Here is a 16,776-nt window from a genome sequence, read left to right on the forward strand (position 1 = left end):
GCGGGAGCAAGCTCCCTCGCCACAACAAGCCAGCTCCCACATTGGATCGCAGTGAATTTGAGTTAACCTGACTTCCCTTGCCTCTGCCGAGCGTTCCATGTCCGACTTGCTCGACCGTTACCCGCTCACCGCGGGCACCTATCACGAATTGCTGGACGCCAGCGGCGCGGTGCGTGCCCATTGGCGACGCTTGTTCGATCACCTGCAACGCAGCACCCCCGCACAACTGGCCCAGCGCCAGGCGTTGTTGACGCGTCAGATCCAGGAAAACGGCGTCACCTATAACGTCTACGCCGACCCCAAGGGCGCCGACCGCCCCTGGGAACTGGACCTGCTGCCTCATGTGCTGGCGGCCGAGGAGTGGCAGCAACTGTCGGCCGGCATCGCCCAGCGTGCGCGCCTGCTCAATGCGGTGCTGGCCGACCTGTATGGCCCGCAGCGCCTGATCAAGGAAGGCTTGCTGCCGGCCGAACTGGTGTTCGGGCATAACAATTTTCTGTGGCCGTGCCAGGGTATCCAGCCGCCCGACGGTGCGTTCCTGCATCTGTACGCGGTCGACCTGGCACGCACGCCGGATGGCCGCTGGTGGGTCACCGCCGACCGTACCCAAGCCCCGTCGGGCGCCGGCTACGCCCTGGAAAACCGCACCATCGTGTCCCGCGCCTTCCCGGACCTGTACCGGGATATGCAGGTGCAGCACCTCACCGGTTTCTTTCGCACGCTGCAGGAAACCCTGGCGCGCCAGGCCCCTGGCGATGATCAGCCGCCGCTGATCGTGCTGCTCACGCCGGGGCGTTTCAACGAGAGCTATTTCGAACACCTGTACCTGGCGCGCCAGCTCGGCTACCCCTTGGTAGAGGGCGGCGACCTCACCGTGCGCGACAGCACCGTGTTCCTGAAAACCCTTAGCGGCCTGCGCCGGGTGCACGCGATCATGCGTCGCCTTGATGATGATTTCTGCGACCCGCTGGAGCTGCGCACCGACTCCGCGCTCGGCGTGCCGGGCCTGCTCGACGCCGTACGCCAAGGCAATGTGCTGGTGGCCAATGCCTTGGGCAGCGGCGTGCTGGAGTCCCCGGGGTTGCTGGGCTTTTTGCCCAAGATCAACGAGTTTTTGTTCGGTGAAGCCTTGATCCTGCCGTCGATTGCCACCTGGTGGTGCGGCGAAGCGCCGGTGCTTGCCGAAGCCTTGGAAAAACTCCCGGAGCTGCTGATCAAGCCGGCATTTCCTTCACAAAGTTTCGCCCCGGTGTTTGGTCGCGACCTTGACGATGAACAGCGCCAGGCCCTGGCTGAACGCATGCGTGCGCGGCCCTATGCCTATGTCGCCCAAGAGCTGGCGCAACTGTCTCAGGCGCCGGTATGGCACACCGTGGATGACCACCTGCAACACCGTGCCATTGGTATGCGTGTGTACGCCGTGGCCAGTGAAGACGGTTATCGGGTACTGCCCGGCGGCCTGACTCGCGTGGCGGCCGACGCCGATGCCGAGGTGGTGTCGATGCAGCGCGGCGGGGCGAGCAAGGACACCTGGGTACTTGGCGAGCGCGTGCCGGGTGGCGAGCAGTGGCGCGCCCAACGCACCATTGGCGCCTATGACCTGGTGCGCCGCGATCCTTACTTGCCCTCGCGCGTGGTGGAAAACCTGTTCTGGTTCGGTCGTTACTGCGAGCGCTGCGACGACAGTGCGCGCTGGCTGCGCATTGTGCTGGCGCGGTATGTCGATGGCGACGATCCGCTGGCGTTGCAGGCCGCCGTCGAACTCGGCGAAAGCCTGCGCCTGTTGCCGGAGGAGGGCGAGCTGCCTGAGCGCCTGCTCGCCGCCTTGCTGGGTGATGACTGGCCTTCAAGTCTGCGCGCCAACCTGCAGCGTCTGCAGTGGGCGGCGTCCCAGGTGCGCGGCAAGTTGTCCAGGGAAAACTGGCAGGCCCTGGTGGAGCTGCAACGCGAAGCCATGGAACTGGAAAGCGACACTGCAGACTTTGGCGAGCTGCTCGACTTTCTCAACCGCCTGGTGATGTCCCTGGCGGCACTGTCGGGGTTTGCCCTGGACGACATGACCCGCGATGAAGGCTGGCGCTTCTTGATGATGGGCCGGCGCATCGAGCGTCTGCAATTTCTGAGCAGCAGCCTTGCGGCGTTCCTGCGTGGCGTGGCGGTGTTTGATCAGGCCGGGTTGGAATGGTTGCTGGAGCTGGGCAACAGCAGCATCACCTACCGCTCGCGCTACCTGGCGGTGCCGCAGTTGATCCCGGTGCTCGACTTGCTGCTGCTCGACGAGCAGAACCCGCATGCGGTGCTGTTCCAGCTCAAGTTGGTGAGCCGCACCCTGCGCCGTCTCAATGATGATTTTGGCGTGCCCCGTGAAACCGGGCTGGCGCCTTTGGTCGAGTGCCTGGCGCGTTTTGACCTGGGCTGCCTGGAGAACGGCCTGTTTGGCGAAACCAGCGTGCGTGCCGCGCTGGACGGCCTGGCCGACTTGCTGCAAGCGGTGGCCGATGAAAGCGGGCAAGTGTCGGATCGCCTGGCGCTGCGCCATTTTGCCCACGTGGATGATGTCAGCCAGCAAACGGTGTCGGTGTAATGAGCGCGCGCTACCAGATTTTCCACGATACCCATTACCACTACGACAGCCCGGTGTCCCTGGCCCAGCAACTGGCGCACCTCTGGCCAAGGCCGTGCGCCTGGCAGAAGTGCACCTGGCAGCAGTTGGATATCAGCCCGGAACCCACCTCGCGCCGCGACGAACTGGACGTATTCGGCAACCCGATCACTCGCCTGGCGTTCGAACGGCCCCATGATGAATTGCTGGTGAACGCCGGGCTCACCGTGGAAGTGCTGGCGCGACCCGCTCTGGACTTCCAGCGGTCGCCGCCCTGGGACCACACCCGCGACAGCCTGACTTACAGCAGCCAGGCCTTGAGCGCCGAACTGATCGAAGCCTGTCGTTATCGCTTCGAGTCGCCCTATGTCCATCTGAAGAAAACCTTCGTCGAGTTCTCCGAAAGCTGCTTCCCGCCCGGCGAGCCTTTACTGCTGGGCACGCAGGCATTGATGGAGAAGATCTTCAGCGAATTTACCTTCGATGCCGAAGCCACCCAGGTCGCCACGCCGCTGGTTGAAGTGCTGGAGCGCCGTCGCGGCGTGTGCCAGGACTTCGCTCACCTGATGCTTGCCTGCCTGCGCTCGCGGGGCCTGGCGGCGCGCTATATCAGCGGCTACCTGCTGACCCAGCCACCGCCCGGCCAGCCACGGCTGATTGGCGCGGATGCGTCCCATGCGTGGGTCTCGGTGTTTTGCCCGGTATCAGGCTGGGTGGATTTTGACCCGACCAACAATGTGCAGCCGGCGCTGGAGCACATCACCCTGGCCTGGGGCCGGGATTTCTCTGATGTGTCGCCGTTGCGTGGGGTGATTCTGGGGGGAGGCAGCCACGACCCGGAGGTGCGGGTGACGGTGATGCCGCTGGAGTAGACGCGAGCTTGTGTGGGAGCTGGCTTGCCTGCGATGGCTGCAACTCGGTCTGGCTGATACGCCGATTCGCCTGCATCGCGGGCAAGCCCGGCTCCCACATTAAGCCGGGTAACGCAGTTACGGTTGTTCAGGCCTGAGGCGCAGTTTCAGTTTCGTCAGTCGCTACTTCACCTTCTTCACCTTCGGCATCCGGGTTCAGCGCGCCGGCTTCTTCCTCTGCAGCGGCTTTCTTGCGTTGCAGCTTTTCCTCTTTCTTCTGTTCCTTGGCCAAGTCTCTCTGACGTTTGGCGAAGGAGTAATTAGGTTTGGCCATGGGCGATCCTCTAGGGTCGAAGGTGAGGGTGGGCGGCGCGTAGCTGCCTCGGGTCGTCATGGTAGCAGCTTCGGGGGGGCCTTTGCTTTCACTTACCGCAGGCGTAGGCAGCCAGGAGGCCGTTGAACAGGTGATTAAGGTGCATGGCATGAACTCCCGTGAGTGATGGGCCGATCATAATCAGGGGGCGGCAGTTTGGCTGGTTGATTGTGTTGATGAAGCTGATAGCCTAAAGTTGTATACAATCTGTTGATTCAGATCATAAGAACTCAAGCCTGATTGATGCACCCTTACCGCAATCCGCGTTTTTAAAACCCTGCCTTGGAGATTCACATGTTTGCCAAACTCGTTGCTGTTTCCCTGCTGACTCTGGCGAGCGGCCAGTTGCTTGCTGCAGAGTGCAAGGTCACTGTCGACTCCACCGATCAAATGTCTTTCAACACCAAAGAAATCACCATCGACAAGAGCTGCAAGCAGTTCACTGTTGAGCTGACTCACTCGGGTAACCTGCCCAAGAACGTGATGGGCCATAACTGGGTGCTGACTACCGAAGCCAATATGCAACCGGTGGCAACCGACGGCATGGCTGCGGGGATCGACAAGGATTACCTGAAAGCCGGTGATGAGCGCATCATCGCCCACACCAAGATCATCGGTGCAGGCGAGAAAGACTCGGTGACCTTCGACGTCTCCAAGCTGAAGGCCGATGAGAAATACAGCTTCTTCTGCTCGTTCCCAGGCCACATCTCGATGATGAAAGGTGCTGTGGTTCTGAAGTAACACCGCGTTACCGTTCATCGCAGGCAAGCCAGCTCCCACAGGTTGGAATGCATTCCAAGTGTGGGAGCTGGCTTGCCTGCGATGGCGATCTGACAATCAATGCAAAACCATCGGTTTCACTTCAAGGCGCAAACGGCATCACCCGCTTGTGCTCAGTCTTGCGATAGGTCTCGCAGATAATCCTGAACGCCTCCTCACGCACCGGCTCCCCCTGCAGGAACGCATCGATCTCGGCATAGGTCACCCCATGTGACGCCTCGTCCGGCTTGCCCGGCGACAAGTCTTCGAGGTCGGCGGTCGGCACCTTCTCCACCAGCGATTCCGGCGCGCCAAAGTGGCGGGCAATGGCACGCACCTGATGCTTCACCAGCCCGCTCAAGGGCGCCAGGTCGCAAGCCCCGTCACCGAACTTGGTGAAAAAGCCCATCACCGCTTCCGCCGCATGGTCGGTGCCGATCACCAGGCCACCGGCCGCGCCGGCAATGGTGTACTGCGCCACCATGCGCATACGCGCCTTGGTGTTGCCCAGCACGAAATCGCGGGACACCGCCGCCTTGCCTTCAAACGCCGCCACTTCATTAGCCAGGGCCTTCACTGCCGGGCCGATGTTCACGGTGTGGCGCTCGTCCGGTTCGATAAAGTCCACCGAAGCCTGGGCGTCGTGTTCGTCGAACTGGGTTTCGTAGGGCAGGCGCACGGCGATAAAACGATAAGCTTCATCGCCGGTGCTGGCGCGCAGTTCCTGCATCGCACGTTGGGCCAACAGGCCTGCGGTCAGAGAGTCGACACCACCACTGATGCCGAGCACCAGGGTCTTGAGCCCGGAATTGCGCAGGCAGTCCTGGATAAAGGCCACGCGCCGGGCAACCTCGGCTTCGAGTGCGGCCTGGTCCTTGAACGGGGCTTGCACCTTGAGCTGTTGTGCAATCTCACGCTGTACGGCTTGCATGATTCACTCCTTGCTGGATAGGGCAGGTACTTTGAAAACGTGACGCAAATAGGCGACAAAATTCGGGTCGGTGCAATGGGTCTTGCCCGCTTCATCGGAGATCTTCGCGACGGGCTGACCATTGCAGGCGGTCATTTTAAGCACGATGCTCATCGGTTCCACCCCTGGAATATCACAGGTCAGGTTGGTGCCGATGCCAAAGCTCACATTAATGCGACCGCGCAACGCCCGGAATATTTCCAAGGCTTTGGGCAATGTCAGACTGTCGGAGAACACCAGGGTCTTGCTCATCGGTTCGATGCCCAGCTTGTGGTAGTGAGCGATGGCTTTTTCTGCCCACTGGATCGGATCACCGGAGTCATGGCGCAGGCCGTCGAACAGCTTGGCGAAGTACAAGTCGAAGTCGCCGAGGAACGCGTCGGTAGTGATGCAATCGGTGAGGGCGATACCCAACAGGCCACGGTACTCGCGCACCCAGCAATCAAGGGCGGCGATCTGGCTGTCGATCAGACGCGGGCCGAGTTGCTGGTGGGCCATGATCCACTCATGGGCCATGGTGCCCAGCGGCTTCATATCGAATTCGCGCGCCAGGTGCACGTTGCTGGTGCCGACAAAGCGCCCAGGGAAATCGTGCTTGAGCACGCTGACCACTTCCTCTTGCACCCGGTAGGAAAAACGCCGGCGCGTGCCGAAGTCTGCCACTTGCAGCTCCGACAGCTCATCGCTGCTGGCGTTGGCGGTCAACCAGTCGAACTTGCGATACAGCTGCTCGCGGGCCTGTTCAAGGATCACGGTCTGGTAGCGGTAGCGGTTACGCACCTCGCTGACGATGGCCAGCATTGGCACTTCAAACAGGATCACATGCAGCCACGGCCCGCGTAGGCGGATAAACAACTCGCCGTTTTCGATGCCGGTTTGCACATACCGCAGGTTGAAGCGAAACAGCCCGAGGAAGCGCAGAAAATCCGGCTTCATAAAGCTGATGCGTTCCAGGAACCCCAGTTGATCGGGGCTCAGGCTCAGCTCGGCGAGGCGCTCGATCTGGTAACGAATCTCCGCCAGGTAAGGGCGCAGGTCTTCACTGTTACGGCAACGAAACTCCCATTCAACTTCCACGTTCGGGTAGTTGTGCAGCACCGCCTGCATCATGGTCAGCTTGTAGAAGTCGGTGTCGAGCAGGTTCTGCACGATGCGATCGGCAAACACACTCTCGCTCATAACGGGAATCTCCAGACGGGTCGGCGATGGAGGCCGGCCTTTACGCACAATTGAGGAAGGGGGGTTAGTGGCGCATAGACTTGTGGGGTTTTGCCAGTGATTTTTTCAGTAAGGCCACTGGCGCCATCGCAGGCAAGCCAGCTCCCACATTTGAAGTGCATTCCAAACGGTGGGAGCTGGCTTGCCTGCGACGGCGATTCTCCAGGCGCTAAAGCACCTGCTCCATCATCCACTTCACAAACTCGCGCACCTTGGGCACCTCCGCCGAATGCTCAGGATACGCCAGGTAGTAAGCATCCTGGCTCGGCATCGCATGTTGCCAGGGGATCACCAACTTGCCCTCGGCCAATTCCTCCTCCACCAGAAAACGCGGCAACAGCGCCACGCCGCATCCCACCTGCGCCGCGCGAATACACATATAAAACGTGTCGAACCGCGGCCCATGGTAGCTGTGCTCGGTATGGAAGCCCTGGCTGGCGAACCAGTCATGCCAGCCCTGGGGCCTCGAAGCGTTTTGCAGTAGCACCAGGTCGCTCAGTTGCGTGGGGTCGGTGAAAGGCTGGGCGGGCAGGCTGTCGGGCGAACACACCGGTACCAGCTCTTCACTGAACAATTTCAGGCTCTCGGTGCCGGGGCGTGCGCCCTGGCCGAAATAGAACGCCATGTCGGCCTTGCCCTGCAGTAACTCGTCCGGGTCCTGTTCGTTGCACAGGTCCAGGTGGATCTGCGGGTGGCGCAAACGCCAACCCTTGAGGCGCGGCACCAGCCAGCGTGCGCCAAAAGTGTAGGGCGTGGACACGCGCAGCACTTCGGTTTCGCCGCCGTAGGAGCGCAGGTAGTGGGTGGACATTTCCACTTGGGTGAGGATCTTGCGCACTTCCACCAGGTACAGGTCGCCCGCCGGGGTCATCTGCAAGCGGCGGCGCACGCGGCGAAACAGCAAGTGTTGTAACAGCTCTTCCAGCTGCGCCACTTGTTTGCTAACCGCGCTTTGGGTGAGGTTCAGTTCCTCGGCGGCGCGGGTGAAGCTCAGGTGGCGGGTGGCCGCTTCGAAACACTGCAGGGCGGTGATCGAGGGCAAATGTCTTTTGTTCAGCACGGCATGCCTCTTTTTATTCTTTGCATGAATAAAGGGAATGATATCTCGCCTAATCGTCGTTTGTTGGCAAGTCTTGGGCCAGCTACAAATAGGCTCAGGATCGCCGTGCAAGCAGCGGCGCGATTTTCTACTCAGATTTGAAGGAGTGACCCATGGTTGCCGCATTGCTTGATCGTCTCGGGGTAAACCCGGCGCTGTACCAGGCTGGGAAACAACCTGTGCATTCACCGATTGATGGCAGCCGTATCGGCAGTGTCCATTGGGAAGGTGCCGCCGAGGTGGAGCAACAGGTCAGTCGCGCCGAGCATGCATTCGAAGCCTGGCGCAAAGTGCCGGCGCCGCGACGTGGCGAGCTGGTGCGCCAGTTTGGCGACGTATTGCGCGAGTACAAGGCCGACCTGGGTGAACTCGTTTCCTGGGAAGCCGGCAAGATCACCCAGGAAGGTTTGGGTGAAGTGCAGGAAATGATCGACATCTGCGACTTCGCCGTCGGCCTGTCGCGCCAGTTGTACGGCTTGACCATCGCCTCCGAGCGCCCCGGCCACCATATGCGTGAAACCTGGCACCCGCTGGGCGTGGTCGGCGTGATCAGCGCCTTCAACTTCCCCGTGGCCGTGTGGGCGTGGAACACCGCGCTGGCCTTGGTGTGCGGCAACGCGGTGATCTGGAAACCGTCGGAAAAGACCCCGCTCACTGCACTGGCCTGCCAGGCACTGTTCGAGCGCGTGTTGAAGACGTTCGACGGTGCCCCCGAGTACCTCAGCCAAGTGATCATCGGCGGCCGCGACGCCGGCGCTGCGCTGGTGGACGACCCGCGCGTCGCGCTGATCAGCGCCACCGGCAGCACGCGTATGGGTCGTGAAGTGGCACCCAAAGTCGCCGCGCGTTTCGCCCGCAGCATCCTTGAGTTGGGCGGCAACAACGCGATGATCCTCGGCCCAAGCGCCGACCTGGACATGGCCGTGCGCGCCATCCTCTTCAGCGCGGTGGGCACCGCCGGCCAACGCTGCACCACCCTGCGCCGGCTGATTGCCCATGAGTCGGTCAAGGAAGAAATCGTCACCCGCCTCAAGGCCGCCTATTCCAAAGTGCGCATCGGCCACCCACTGGAAGGCAACCTGATCGGCCCGCTGATCGACAAGCACAGTTTCGACAACATGCAGGACGCCCTTGAGCAAGCCTTGAGCGAAGGCGGCAAGGTGTTCGGCGGCAAGCGCCAACTGCAAGACAAATTCCCCAACGCCTACTACGTATCGCCGGCCATCGTGGAAATGCCCGAGCAAAGCGACGTAGTGTGCAGCGAAACCTTCGCGCCGATTCTTTACGTGGTCGGCTACACCGACTTCGCCGAAGCCCTGCGCCTGAACAACGCCGTGCCACAAGGCTTGTCATCCTGCATCTTCACCACTGACGTGCGTGAAGCCGAGCAGTTCATGTCGGCGGTGGGCAGCGACTGTGGTATTGCCAACGTCAACATCGGCCCGAGCGGCGCGGAGATCGGTGGCGCGTTCGGGGGTGAAAAAGAAACCGGCGGCGGGCGTGAGTCGGGCTCGGATGCGTGGCGCGGGTATATGCGCAGGCAGACCAATACCGTGAACTACTCGCTGGAACTGCCGTTGGCACAAGGCATTACCTTCGACTGATCTGGCACGGTCAATGTGGGAGCTGGCTTGCCTGCGATAGCGGTGGTTCAGTCGATAGTTTCGGTGACTGATACACCGCTATCGCAGGCAAGCCAGCTCCCACAGGTGATTGGGTTTCCCATTCAAAAGAGTATTTGTTTGTTAGGTCTCATCGGAGTCTGGCAATGGCACTGCGCGAAACATGTTTATGGGAACACCTCACTCCAGGCCGCCCGGACCGAGCCGCGCTCAAGGGTGCGGTCAAGGTGGATGTGTGCGTGATCGGTGCCGGCATTACCGGTTTGTCGGCGGCCATTCATTTGCTGGAACAGGGTAAAAGCGTCGCCGTACTGGAGGCCCATCGCACCGGCCACGGTGGTTCGGGGCGCAACGTCGGGCTGGTCAACGCCGGCCTGTGGATTCCACCGGACGAGATCGAGGCCGGTTTCGGCACGGCGGTGGGCAGCCAGCTCAACCGCATGTTGGGTGCGGCGCCGTCCCTGGTGTTCAGCCTGATCGACAAGTACAACATCGACTGCCAATTGCGCCGTGAAGGCACCTTGCACATGGCGCACAACGCCCGTGGCGAGGCGGACTTGCGCAGCCGTGAGGAGCAGTGGAAGCGCCGTGGCGCGCCGGTTGAGTTACTCACCGGCCAGGCCTGCGAGCAGGCCACCGGTACCCGGAAAATCGCCGCCGCGTTGCTCGATCGACGCGCCGGCACCTTGAACCCCATGGCCTACACCACTGGGTTGGCGAATGCCGCCGTGGGGCTGGACGGGCAATTGTTCGATCATTCGCCGGTCACCCAGCTTGAGCGCCAGGGCGCCGATTGGTCGGTGCAGACCGCCGAGGGTGCGGTGCAGGCCGCCCAGGTGGTGATCGCCTCCAACGCTTACACCGAAGGCGAATGGACTGAACTGCGGCGTAACTTCTTCCCCGGCTATTACTATCAGGTGGCCTCGGCGCCGCTGACCGATGACGCGGCCAAGCAGATCCTCCCCGGCGGCCAGGGTTCGTGGGACACGCGCCAGGTCCTGAGCAGTATTCGCCGCGATGCCGATGGGCGCCTGTTGCTGGGCAGCCTGGGTAACGGCAACCAGAAACCGGCGTGGTTCCTCAAGGCGTGGGCCGATCGGGTGCAGCAACACTACTTCCCGTACCTCAAACCGGTGCAATGGGAATTCACCTGGACCGGCTGCATCGCGTTTACCCCCGACCACTTGATGCGCCTGTTCGAACCGGCCCCCGGCCTGGTGGCGGTTACCGGTTATAACGGGCGCGGCGTGACCACCGGCAGCGTGGTGGGCAAGGCGTTTGCCGACTACCTGTGTCACCAGGACCCCCAAACCTTGCCGATCCCTTTTGCCCCTATGCAACCTCTGGCCGCTGTGGGCCTGCGCAGTTGCCTGTATGAAGCCGGCTTCTCGCTCTATCACGCCGGGCAATGCCTGAGGATCGTGATCTGATCAGCGAAATACCCTTCAGAAGCCTGCGTTTTCTTAGCAGGCTACCCATCTGTATTGGTGCAAGTCGTAGCAATCACGCACTGTAAATGTGCAGTTCCGTTACGCACATTGTTACAGCTGTAGGAACTGTCGTTTATGCCTGTGGTTGCAGGTGCGACCTGCCAGGGTTGTACTTTTCTGAAGTGTTGGTTGCACCTATAGACGCTAGACGGTTGCACGTCCTGGCAAAAGGCGTCGAAACGCCTGTAATAACAATGACACCGTGTCTTTTTGAAGAATAAAAAAGTAATGGCACGCGGCTTGCTCTGAGCTTTCGGTGAAAGGTTTGAATGCAAGTTGTCGTGCCAAAAATCAAAAATATCGGAGCACCACTCATGTCCCAGACGTTTTACAAGAAAGGTTTTCTGGCCCTCGCCGTTGCTGCGGCGCTGGGTGTTTCTACGTTTGTTCAAGCTGATGTGAAAATTGGTGTGGCAGGCCCGATGACGGGCGCCAACGCCGCTTTCGGTGAGCAGTACATGAAGGGTGCCCAGGCGGCAGCCGACGTTATCAACAAGGCCGGCGGCATCAACGGCGAGCAGATCAAGCTGGTGGCGGGCGATGACGCCTGCGAACCCAAACAAGCCGTGGCCGTGGCCAACCGCCTGGCCGACCAGGACAAAGTGATCGGCGTGGTCGGGCACTTCTGCTCATCCAACACCATCCCGGCGTCTGAGGTTTACGACGAAGCAGGCATCATCGCCATCACCCCAGGCTCCACCAACCCACAGGTCACCGAACGCGGCCTGGCCGCCATGTTCCGCATGTGCGGGCGTGACGACCAGCAAGGCATCGTCGCCGGCGACTACATCGTCGACGTGCTCAAGGGCAAGAAAGTCGCGGTGATCAACGACAAGGACACCTACGGCAAAGGCCTGGCCGACGCCACCGCTGCGCAGTTGTCCAAGCGCGGCGTCAAGCCGGTGCTGGAAGAGGGCCTGACCCGGGGCGAGAAAGACTTCAGCGCCCTGGTCACCAAGATCCGCTCCCTGGGCGCCGACGTTGTGTACTTCGGCGGCTTGCATCCGGAAGCCGGCCCACTGGTGCGCCAGATCCGCGAAGCGGGCCTCAAAGACGTCAAGTTCATGTCCGATGACGGCGTGGTCACCGACGAACTGGTAGCCACCGCCGGCGGCGCGCAGTACGTCGATGGCGTGTACATGACCTTCGGCGCCGACCCGCGCCTGCTGCCAGACAGCAAGACAGTCGTGGAAGAGTTCCGCAAGAACGGCACCGAGCCTGAAGGCTACACCCTGTACGCCTACGCCTCGATCCAGGCCCTGGCCGCCGGCTTCAACGGTGCCAAGTCCAACAAGGGCGAAGACGCTGCCAAGTGGCTCAAGGCCAACCCGGTTAAAACCGTCATGGGCGAAAAAGCCTGGGATGCCAAGGGCGACCTGAAAGTCTCTGACTACGTGGTTTACCAGTGGGACAAAGACGGCAAATACCATCAGCTGGAAAAGCAGAAGTAATAACGCGACGGCTTGAACACCTCGATCCCTGTGGGAGCCGGGCTTGCCCGCGATGGCGGCCTCAATACCAGCACCTGTGTTGAATGTGAAACCGCTATCGCAGGCAAGCCAGCTCCCACAGAGGGCGTGGTTGCCTGCTCCATTGCAACAAACCTGTCTTTTCCTCCAGAAGCGCCGCACACCCACCGGTGTGCAGGTGCTCACCGCGTGAGATTGCGTTATGGATGGTATTTTCCTGCAGCAACTGGTCAACGGCCTGACCCTCGGGTCGGTTTATGGCCTGATCGCCATCGGCTACACAATGGTCTATGGCATCATTGGCATGATCAACTTCGCCCACGGCGAGGTTTATATGATTTCCGCTTACCTCGCGGCGATCAGTCTGGCACTGCTGGCTTACTTCGGCATCGAATCCTTCCCGCTGCTCATTCTCGGTACCTTGATCTTCACCGTGGTCGTCACCGGCGTGTACGGTTGGGTGATTGAGCGTGTCGCCTACAAACCCCTGCGTAACTCCACCCGCCTGGCACCGCTGATCAGCGCCATCGGTATCTCCCTGATCCTGCAGAACTACGCGCAGATCGCCCAGGGCGCCAAGCAACAAGGCATTCCCACCCTGCTGGCCGGCGCCTGGCGTGTGGATATCGGCACCGGGTTCGTGCAACTGACCTACACCAAAGTGTTCATCCTGGTCGCCGCTTTTGCCGGCATGGCCTTGCTCACCTACATCATCAAATACACCAAGCTCGGCCGCATGTGCCGTGCTACCCAGCAAGACCGCAAGATGGCCTCGATCCTGGGCATCAACACCGACCGCGTGATCTCCTACGTGTTTGTCATCGGTGCCGCCATGGCCGCCCTGGCCGGCGTGCTCATCACCCTCAATTACGGCACCTTCGACTTCTATGCCGGCTTCATCATCGGCATCAAGGCGTTTACCGCAGCGGTACTCGGCGGCATCGGCTCCCTGCCTGGGGCGATGTTGGGCGGGATCATCCTCGGTATCTCCGAGTCGCTGTTCGCGGGGTTGATCAACTCTGACTACAAAGACGTGTTCAGTTTCTCGCTGCTGGTGGTGATTCTGATTTTCCGTCCCCAGGGCCTGCTTGGTCGCCCACTCGTGGCGAAGGTGTAAACATGTCTGCTGCCAAATCCATTGATATCAAGAAAAGTGTGGTCGATACGGTACTCGCGGGGCTGATTTCGCTGATCGTGTTCGGCCCGATTGTCGGCGTGGTGCTCGACGGCTACAGCTTCAACCTGGAACCTGCGCGGGTGGCCGTGCTGGTCGCCATCGTGATGGCCGGGCGCTTTGCCCTCAGCCTGTTCCTGCAAACCCCCAAGGGCGTGAAGATCCTGCAGGGGTTCGAGAGCAGCGGCTCAGGTGTGCACGTGCTGCCACCGGACTACAAGTCGCGGCTGCGCTGGATCATCCCGGCGCTGATCGTGATCGCCATCGTGTTCCCGATCTTTGCCAACAAGTACCTGCTCACCGTGGTGATCCTGGGGCTGATCTACGTGTTGCTCGGCCTGGGGTTGAACATCGTGGTGGGCCTGGCGGGCCTGCTCGACCTGGGTTACGTGGCCTTCTACGCCATCGGTGCCTACGGCCTGGCGCTGGGTTATCAATACCTGGGCCTGGGCTTCTGGACCGTGCTGCCACTGGCGGCCATCGCGGCGGCGCTGGCGGGGTGCATACTCGGCTTCCCGGTGCTGCGAATGCACGGTGACTACCTGGCCATCGTGACCCTGGGTTTTGGTGAAATCATTCGCCTGGTGCTCAACAACTGGCTGTCGTTCACCGGTGGCCCGAACGGTATGCCCGTGCCGTCACCGACCTTCCTGGGCCTGGAGTTCGGCAAGCGTGCGAAGGATGGCGGCATCCCGTTTCACGAGTTCTTCGGCATCGATTACAACCCCAACATCAAGTTCATGTTCATCTACATCGTGTTGTTTCTGGTGGTACTGGCCGTGCTGTACATCAAGCATCGCCTGACGCGCATGCCGGTCGGCCGCGCCTGGGAAGCCCTGCGCGAAGATGAAATCGCCTGCCGCTCCATGGGCCTGAACCATGTGCTGGTCAAACTATCAGCCTTCACCATCGGCGCGTCCACCGCCGGTTTGGCCGGGGTGTTCTTTGCCAGCTACCAGGGCTTCGTCAACCCGTCGTCGTTTACCTTCTTCGAGTCGGCGTTGATCCTCGCCATTGTGGTGTTGGGCGGCATGGGCTCGACGGTTGGCGTGGTGATCGCAGCGTTCGTGTTGACCGTGGCGCCGGAACTGCTGCGTAGTTTTTCCGAGTACCGCGTGCTGCTGTTTGGCGTGTTGATGGTGGTGATGATGATCTGGCGACCGCGTGGCTTGATTCGGATTAGCCGTACCGGTGTGACGCCACGCAAAGGTGCCATAGCGAATAGGGAGCCGCGCCATGAGTAAGGAAGTCGTGCTGGTAGTGGAACACCTGATGATGCACTTCGGTGGTATCAAAGCCTTGAGCGATGTAAGCCTCAAGGTTGAACGCAACTCGATCTTCGCCCTGATCGGCCCCAACGGCGCTGGCAAGACCACGGTGTTCAACTGCCTCACCGGCTTCTACAAAGCCAGTGGCGGCAAGATCGAGCTCAACGTGCGGGGCAAACAAACCAACGTGATCCAACTGCTCGGCGAGCGCTTTGAGGCCACCGACTTTGTCTCGCCCAAAAGCTTCCTCAGCCGCGTGTACTACAAGATGTTCGGCGGCACCCACCTGGTGAACCGTGCCGGGCTGGCGCGCACCTTCCAGAACATTCGCTTGTTCAAGGAAATGTCGGTGCTGGAAAACCTGCTGGTGGCCCAGCACATGTGGGTCAACCGCAACATGCTTGCCGGCATCCTCAATACCAAGGGCTACCGCAAGGCTGAAAGTGATGCGCTGGACTGTGCGTTCTATTGGCTGGAGGTGGTGGACCTGGTGGACTGTGCCAACCGCCTGGCTGGCGAACTCTCTTACGGCCAGCAGCGCCGCCTGGAGATCGCCCGCGCCATGTGCACGCGGCCGCAGATCATCTGCCTGGACGAACCGGCAGCGGGCCTCAACCCACAGGAAACCGAAGCCCTCAGCGCGATGATTCGCCTGCTGCGCGACGAACACGACCTTACGGTGGTGCTGATCGAACACGACATGGGCATGGTGATGAGTATTTCCGACCACATTGTGGTGCTGGACCACGGCAACGTGATCGCCGAAGGCGGCCCGGACGCAATCCGCAACGACCCGAAAGTGATCGCCGCCTACCTGGGCGCGGATGAAGAGGAGCTGGTATGAGTGCACCTATCCTCGAAATGAAGGACCTGGACGTGTTCTACGGCCCGATCCAGGCCCTGAAAAAAGTCTCGCTGCACATCAACGAAGGCGAAACCGTCAGCCTGATCGGCTCCAATGGCGCGGGTAAGTCCACGTTGCTGATGTCGATCTTCGGTCAGCCTCGGGCCGAGTCGGGGCAGATTCTGTACAACGGCGTCGACATTACTCACAAGTCGTCCCACTACATCGCTTCCAACGGCATTGCGCAGTCGCCGGAAGGGCGGCGGGTGTTCCCCGACATGACCGTCGAGGAAAACCTGCTGATGGGCACCATCCCCATTGGCGACAAGTTCGCCAGTGAGGACATGCAACGCATGTTCGAGCTGTTCCCCAGGCTCAAGGAGCGGCGCAACCAGCGGGCGATGACCATGTCCGGTGGTGAGCAACAAATGCTCGCCATCGCCCGTGCGCTGATGAGCCGGCCCAAGCTGTTGTTGCTCGATGAGCCAAGCCTGGGGTTGGCGCCGATTGTGGTGAAGCAGATCTTTTCCACCCTGCGCGAGCTGGCGTCCACCGGGATGACCATTTTCCTGGTGGAACAGAACGCCAACCATGCGCTGCGCCTGTCGGACCGGGCGTATGTGATGGTCAATGGTGAGATTCGCCTGACAGGCACCGGCAAGGAGTTGCTGGTGAACGAGGAAGTGCGCAACGCCTACCTGGGCGGTCACTGACCTAAGATCCAGGCGCATCAACCCTGTGGGAACCGGGCCTTATGTGGGAGCCGGGCTCGCCCGCGATAGCATCACCTCGGTTTAGCTGACATACCGAGGTGGCCGCATCGCAGGCAAGCCAGCGCCCACGCAAAGCCGGTTCCCACATTTGTTTTTGCGGTGTCAACAAGCCCTCCACCAAATTGTGGAAAACAAATCCAGCCCACCTCAAAAGCGCGACATATAACCGCCGCAAATCCCTGTTTTGTCACAGTTTTGACTTGTCCCCATCCACTGTGGAACCGGCTGTGGGTAACGTGGGAGTAGCTGGCTGAAAGCCTTTAA

14 protein-coding genes are annotated in these 16,776 nt (G+C 60.9%); 10 read left to right on the forward strand and 4 right to left on the reverse strand.

All coding sequences use genetic code 11. The features are described from left to right. Window positions 1-97: 97 nt before the first annotated feature. Both GIV35_RS01415 and GIV35_RS01420 read left to right on the forward strand, forming a co-directional pair. Window positions 98-2,584: a circularly permuted type 2 ATP-grasp protein gene (locus tag GIV35_RS01415; RefSeq protein ID WP_105225565.1), complete on the forward strand. Its 2,487-nt coding sequence runs from the start codon at window positions 98-100 to the stop codon at window positions 2,582-2,584. Beyond that, window positions 2,584-3,474 carry a transglutaminase family protein gene (locus GIV35_RS01420; protein ID WP_020301622.1) on the forward strand — a complete coding sequence of 297 codons (891 nt, stop codon included), beginning with the start codon at window positions 2,584-2,586 and terminating at the stop codon, window positions 3,472-3,474. Before GIV35_RS01415 ends, GIV35_RS01420 begins: the two co-directional genes overlap by 1 nt. 127 nt (window positions 3,475-3,601) lie before the next feature. Here the strand turns inward: GIV35_RS01420 and GIV35_RS01425 are convergent, their stop codons facing one another. Further along, window positions 3,602-3,787 carry a hypothetical protein gene (locus GIV35_RS01425; RefSeq protein WP_198714712.1) on the reverse strand — a complete coding sequence of 62 codons (186 nt, stop codon included), beginning with the start codon at window positions 3,785-3,787 and terminating at the stop codon, window positions 3,602-3,604. A 333-nt stretch (window positions 3,788-4,120) separates the two neighbouring features. On the opposite strand from GIV35_RS01425, the gene azu reads away from it, so the two are divergent. Beyond that, window positions 4,121-4,567, forward strand: coding sequence for an azurin (gene azu / locus GIV35_RS01430; RefSeq protein ID WP_003188091.1), 447 nt, complete (start codon window positions 4,121-4,123; stop codon window positions 4,565-4,567). A gap of 121 nt (window positions 4,568-4,688) precedes the next feature. Here the strand turns inward: azu and nadE are convergent, their stop codons facing one another. The 3 genes from nadE to GIV35_RS01445 form a co-directional block, all read right to left on the reverse strand. After that, entirely contained in the window at window positions 4,689-5,516 is an 828-nt protein-coding gene (gene nadE / locus GIV35_RS01435) for an ammonia-dependent NAD(+) synthetase (protein WP_105225567.1), read from the reverse strand. A 3-nt stretch (window positions 5,517-5,519) separates the two neighbouring features. Then, window positions 5,520-6,734: a nicotinate phosphoribosyltransferase gene (gene pncB / locus GIV35_RS01440; protein WP_003188094.1), complete on the reverse strand. Its 1,215-nt coding sequence runs from the start codon at window positions 6,732-6,734 to the stop codon at window positions 5,520-5,522. Between the two features lie 208 nt (window positions 6,735-6,942). Next, window positions 6,943-7,833 carry a LysR family transcriptional regulator gene (locus GIV35_RS01445; protein WP_014716686.1) on the reverse strand — a complete coding sequence of 297 codons (891 nt, stop codon included), beginning with the start codon at window positions 7,831-7,833 and terminating at the stop codon, window positions 6,943-6,945. Window positions 7,834-7,985: 152 nt separating this feature from the next. Here GIV35_RS01445 and amaB point away from each other — a divergent pair, with 152 nt between their 5' ends. The 7 genes from amaB to GIV35_RS01480 all read left to right on the forward strand — a co-directional run bounded on the left by amaB (window position 7,986) and on the right by GIV35_RS01480 (window position 16,452). Beyond that, window positions 7,986-9,476, forward strand: a complete 1,491-nt coding sequence (gene amaB / locus GIV35_RS01450) for an L-piperidine-6-carboxylate dehydrogenase (RefSeq protein ID WP_073524902.1) — start codon at window positions 7,986-7,988, stop codon at window positions 9,474-9,476. Between the two features lie 164 nt (window positions 9,477-9,640). Further along, window positions 9,641-10,924, forward strand: coding sequence for an L-pipecolate oxidase (gene amaA, locus GIV35_RS01455; protein WP_236264543.1), 1,284 nt, complete (start codon window positions 9,641-9,643; stop codon window positions 10,922-10,924). 374 nt (window positions 10,925-11,298) lie between these two features. Beyond that, window positions 11,299-12,435 (forward strand): branched-chain amino acid ABC transporter substrate-binding protein, encoded by a 1,137-nt coding sequence (locus tag GIV35_RS01460; protein WP_236264544.1) that lies wholly within the window; start codon window positions 11,299-11,301, stop codon window positions 12,433-12,435. Between the two features lie 220 nt (window positions 12,436-12,655). Next, the gene (locus GIV35_RS01465) at window positions 12,656-13,570 is read left to right on the forward strand and encodes an ABC transporter permease subunit (protein ID WP_034125666.1); all 915 of its coding nucleotides are present in this window, start codon (window positions 12,656-12,658) and stop codon (window positions 13,568-13,570) included. A 2-nt stretch (window positions 13,571-13,572) separates the two neighbouring features. Next, window positions 13,573-14,871, forward strand: coding sequence for a high-affinity branched-chain amino acid ABC transporter permease LivM (gene livM / locus GIV35_RS01470; RefSeq protein ID WP_197881814.1), 1,299 nt, complete (start codon window positions 13,573-13,575; stop codon window positions 14,869-14,871). Beyond that, window positions 14,864-15,739, forward strand: coding sequence for an ABC transporter ATP-binding protein (locus tag GIV35_RS01475; RefSeq protein ID WP_197881815.1), 876 nt, complete (start codon window positions 14,864-14,866; stop codon window positions 15,737-15,739). The genes livM and GIV35_RS01475 overlap by 8 nt, the downstream gene beginning before the upstream one ends. Then, the gene (locus GIV35_RS01480; protein ID WP_005784287.1) at window positions 15,736-16,452 is read left to right on the forward strand and encodes an ABC transporter ATP-binding protein; all 717 of its coding nucleotides are present in this window, start codon (window positions 15,736-15,738) and stop codon (window positions 16,450-16,452) included. The genes GIV35_RS01475 and GIV35_RS01480 overlap by 4 nt, the downstream gene beginning before the upstream one ends. The last annotated feature ends 324 nt before the right edge of the window (window positions 16,453-16,776 follow it).

This window comes from Pseudomonas sp. PA-1-6B, from assembly GCF_021609545.1.
Lineage (GTDB): Bacteria > Pseudomonadota > Gammaproteobacteria > Pseudomonadales > Pseudomonadaceae > Aquipseudomonas > Aquipseudomonas fluorescens_BV.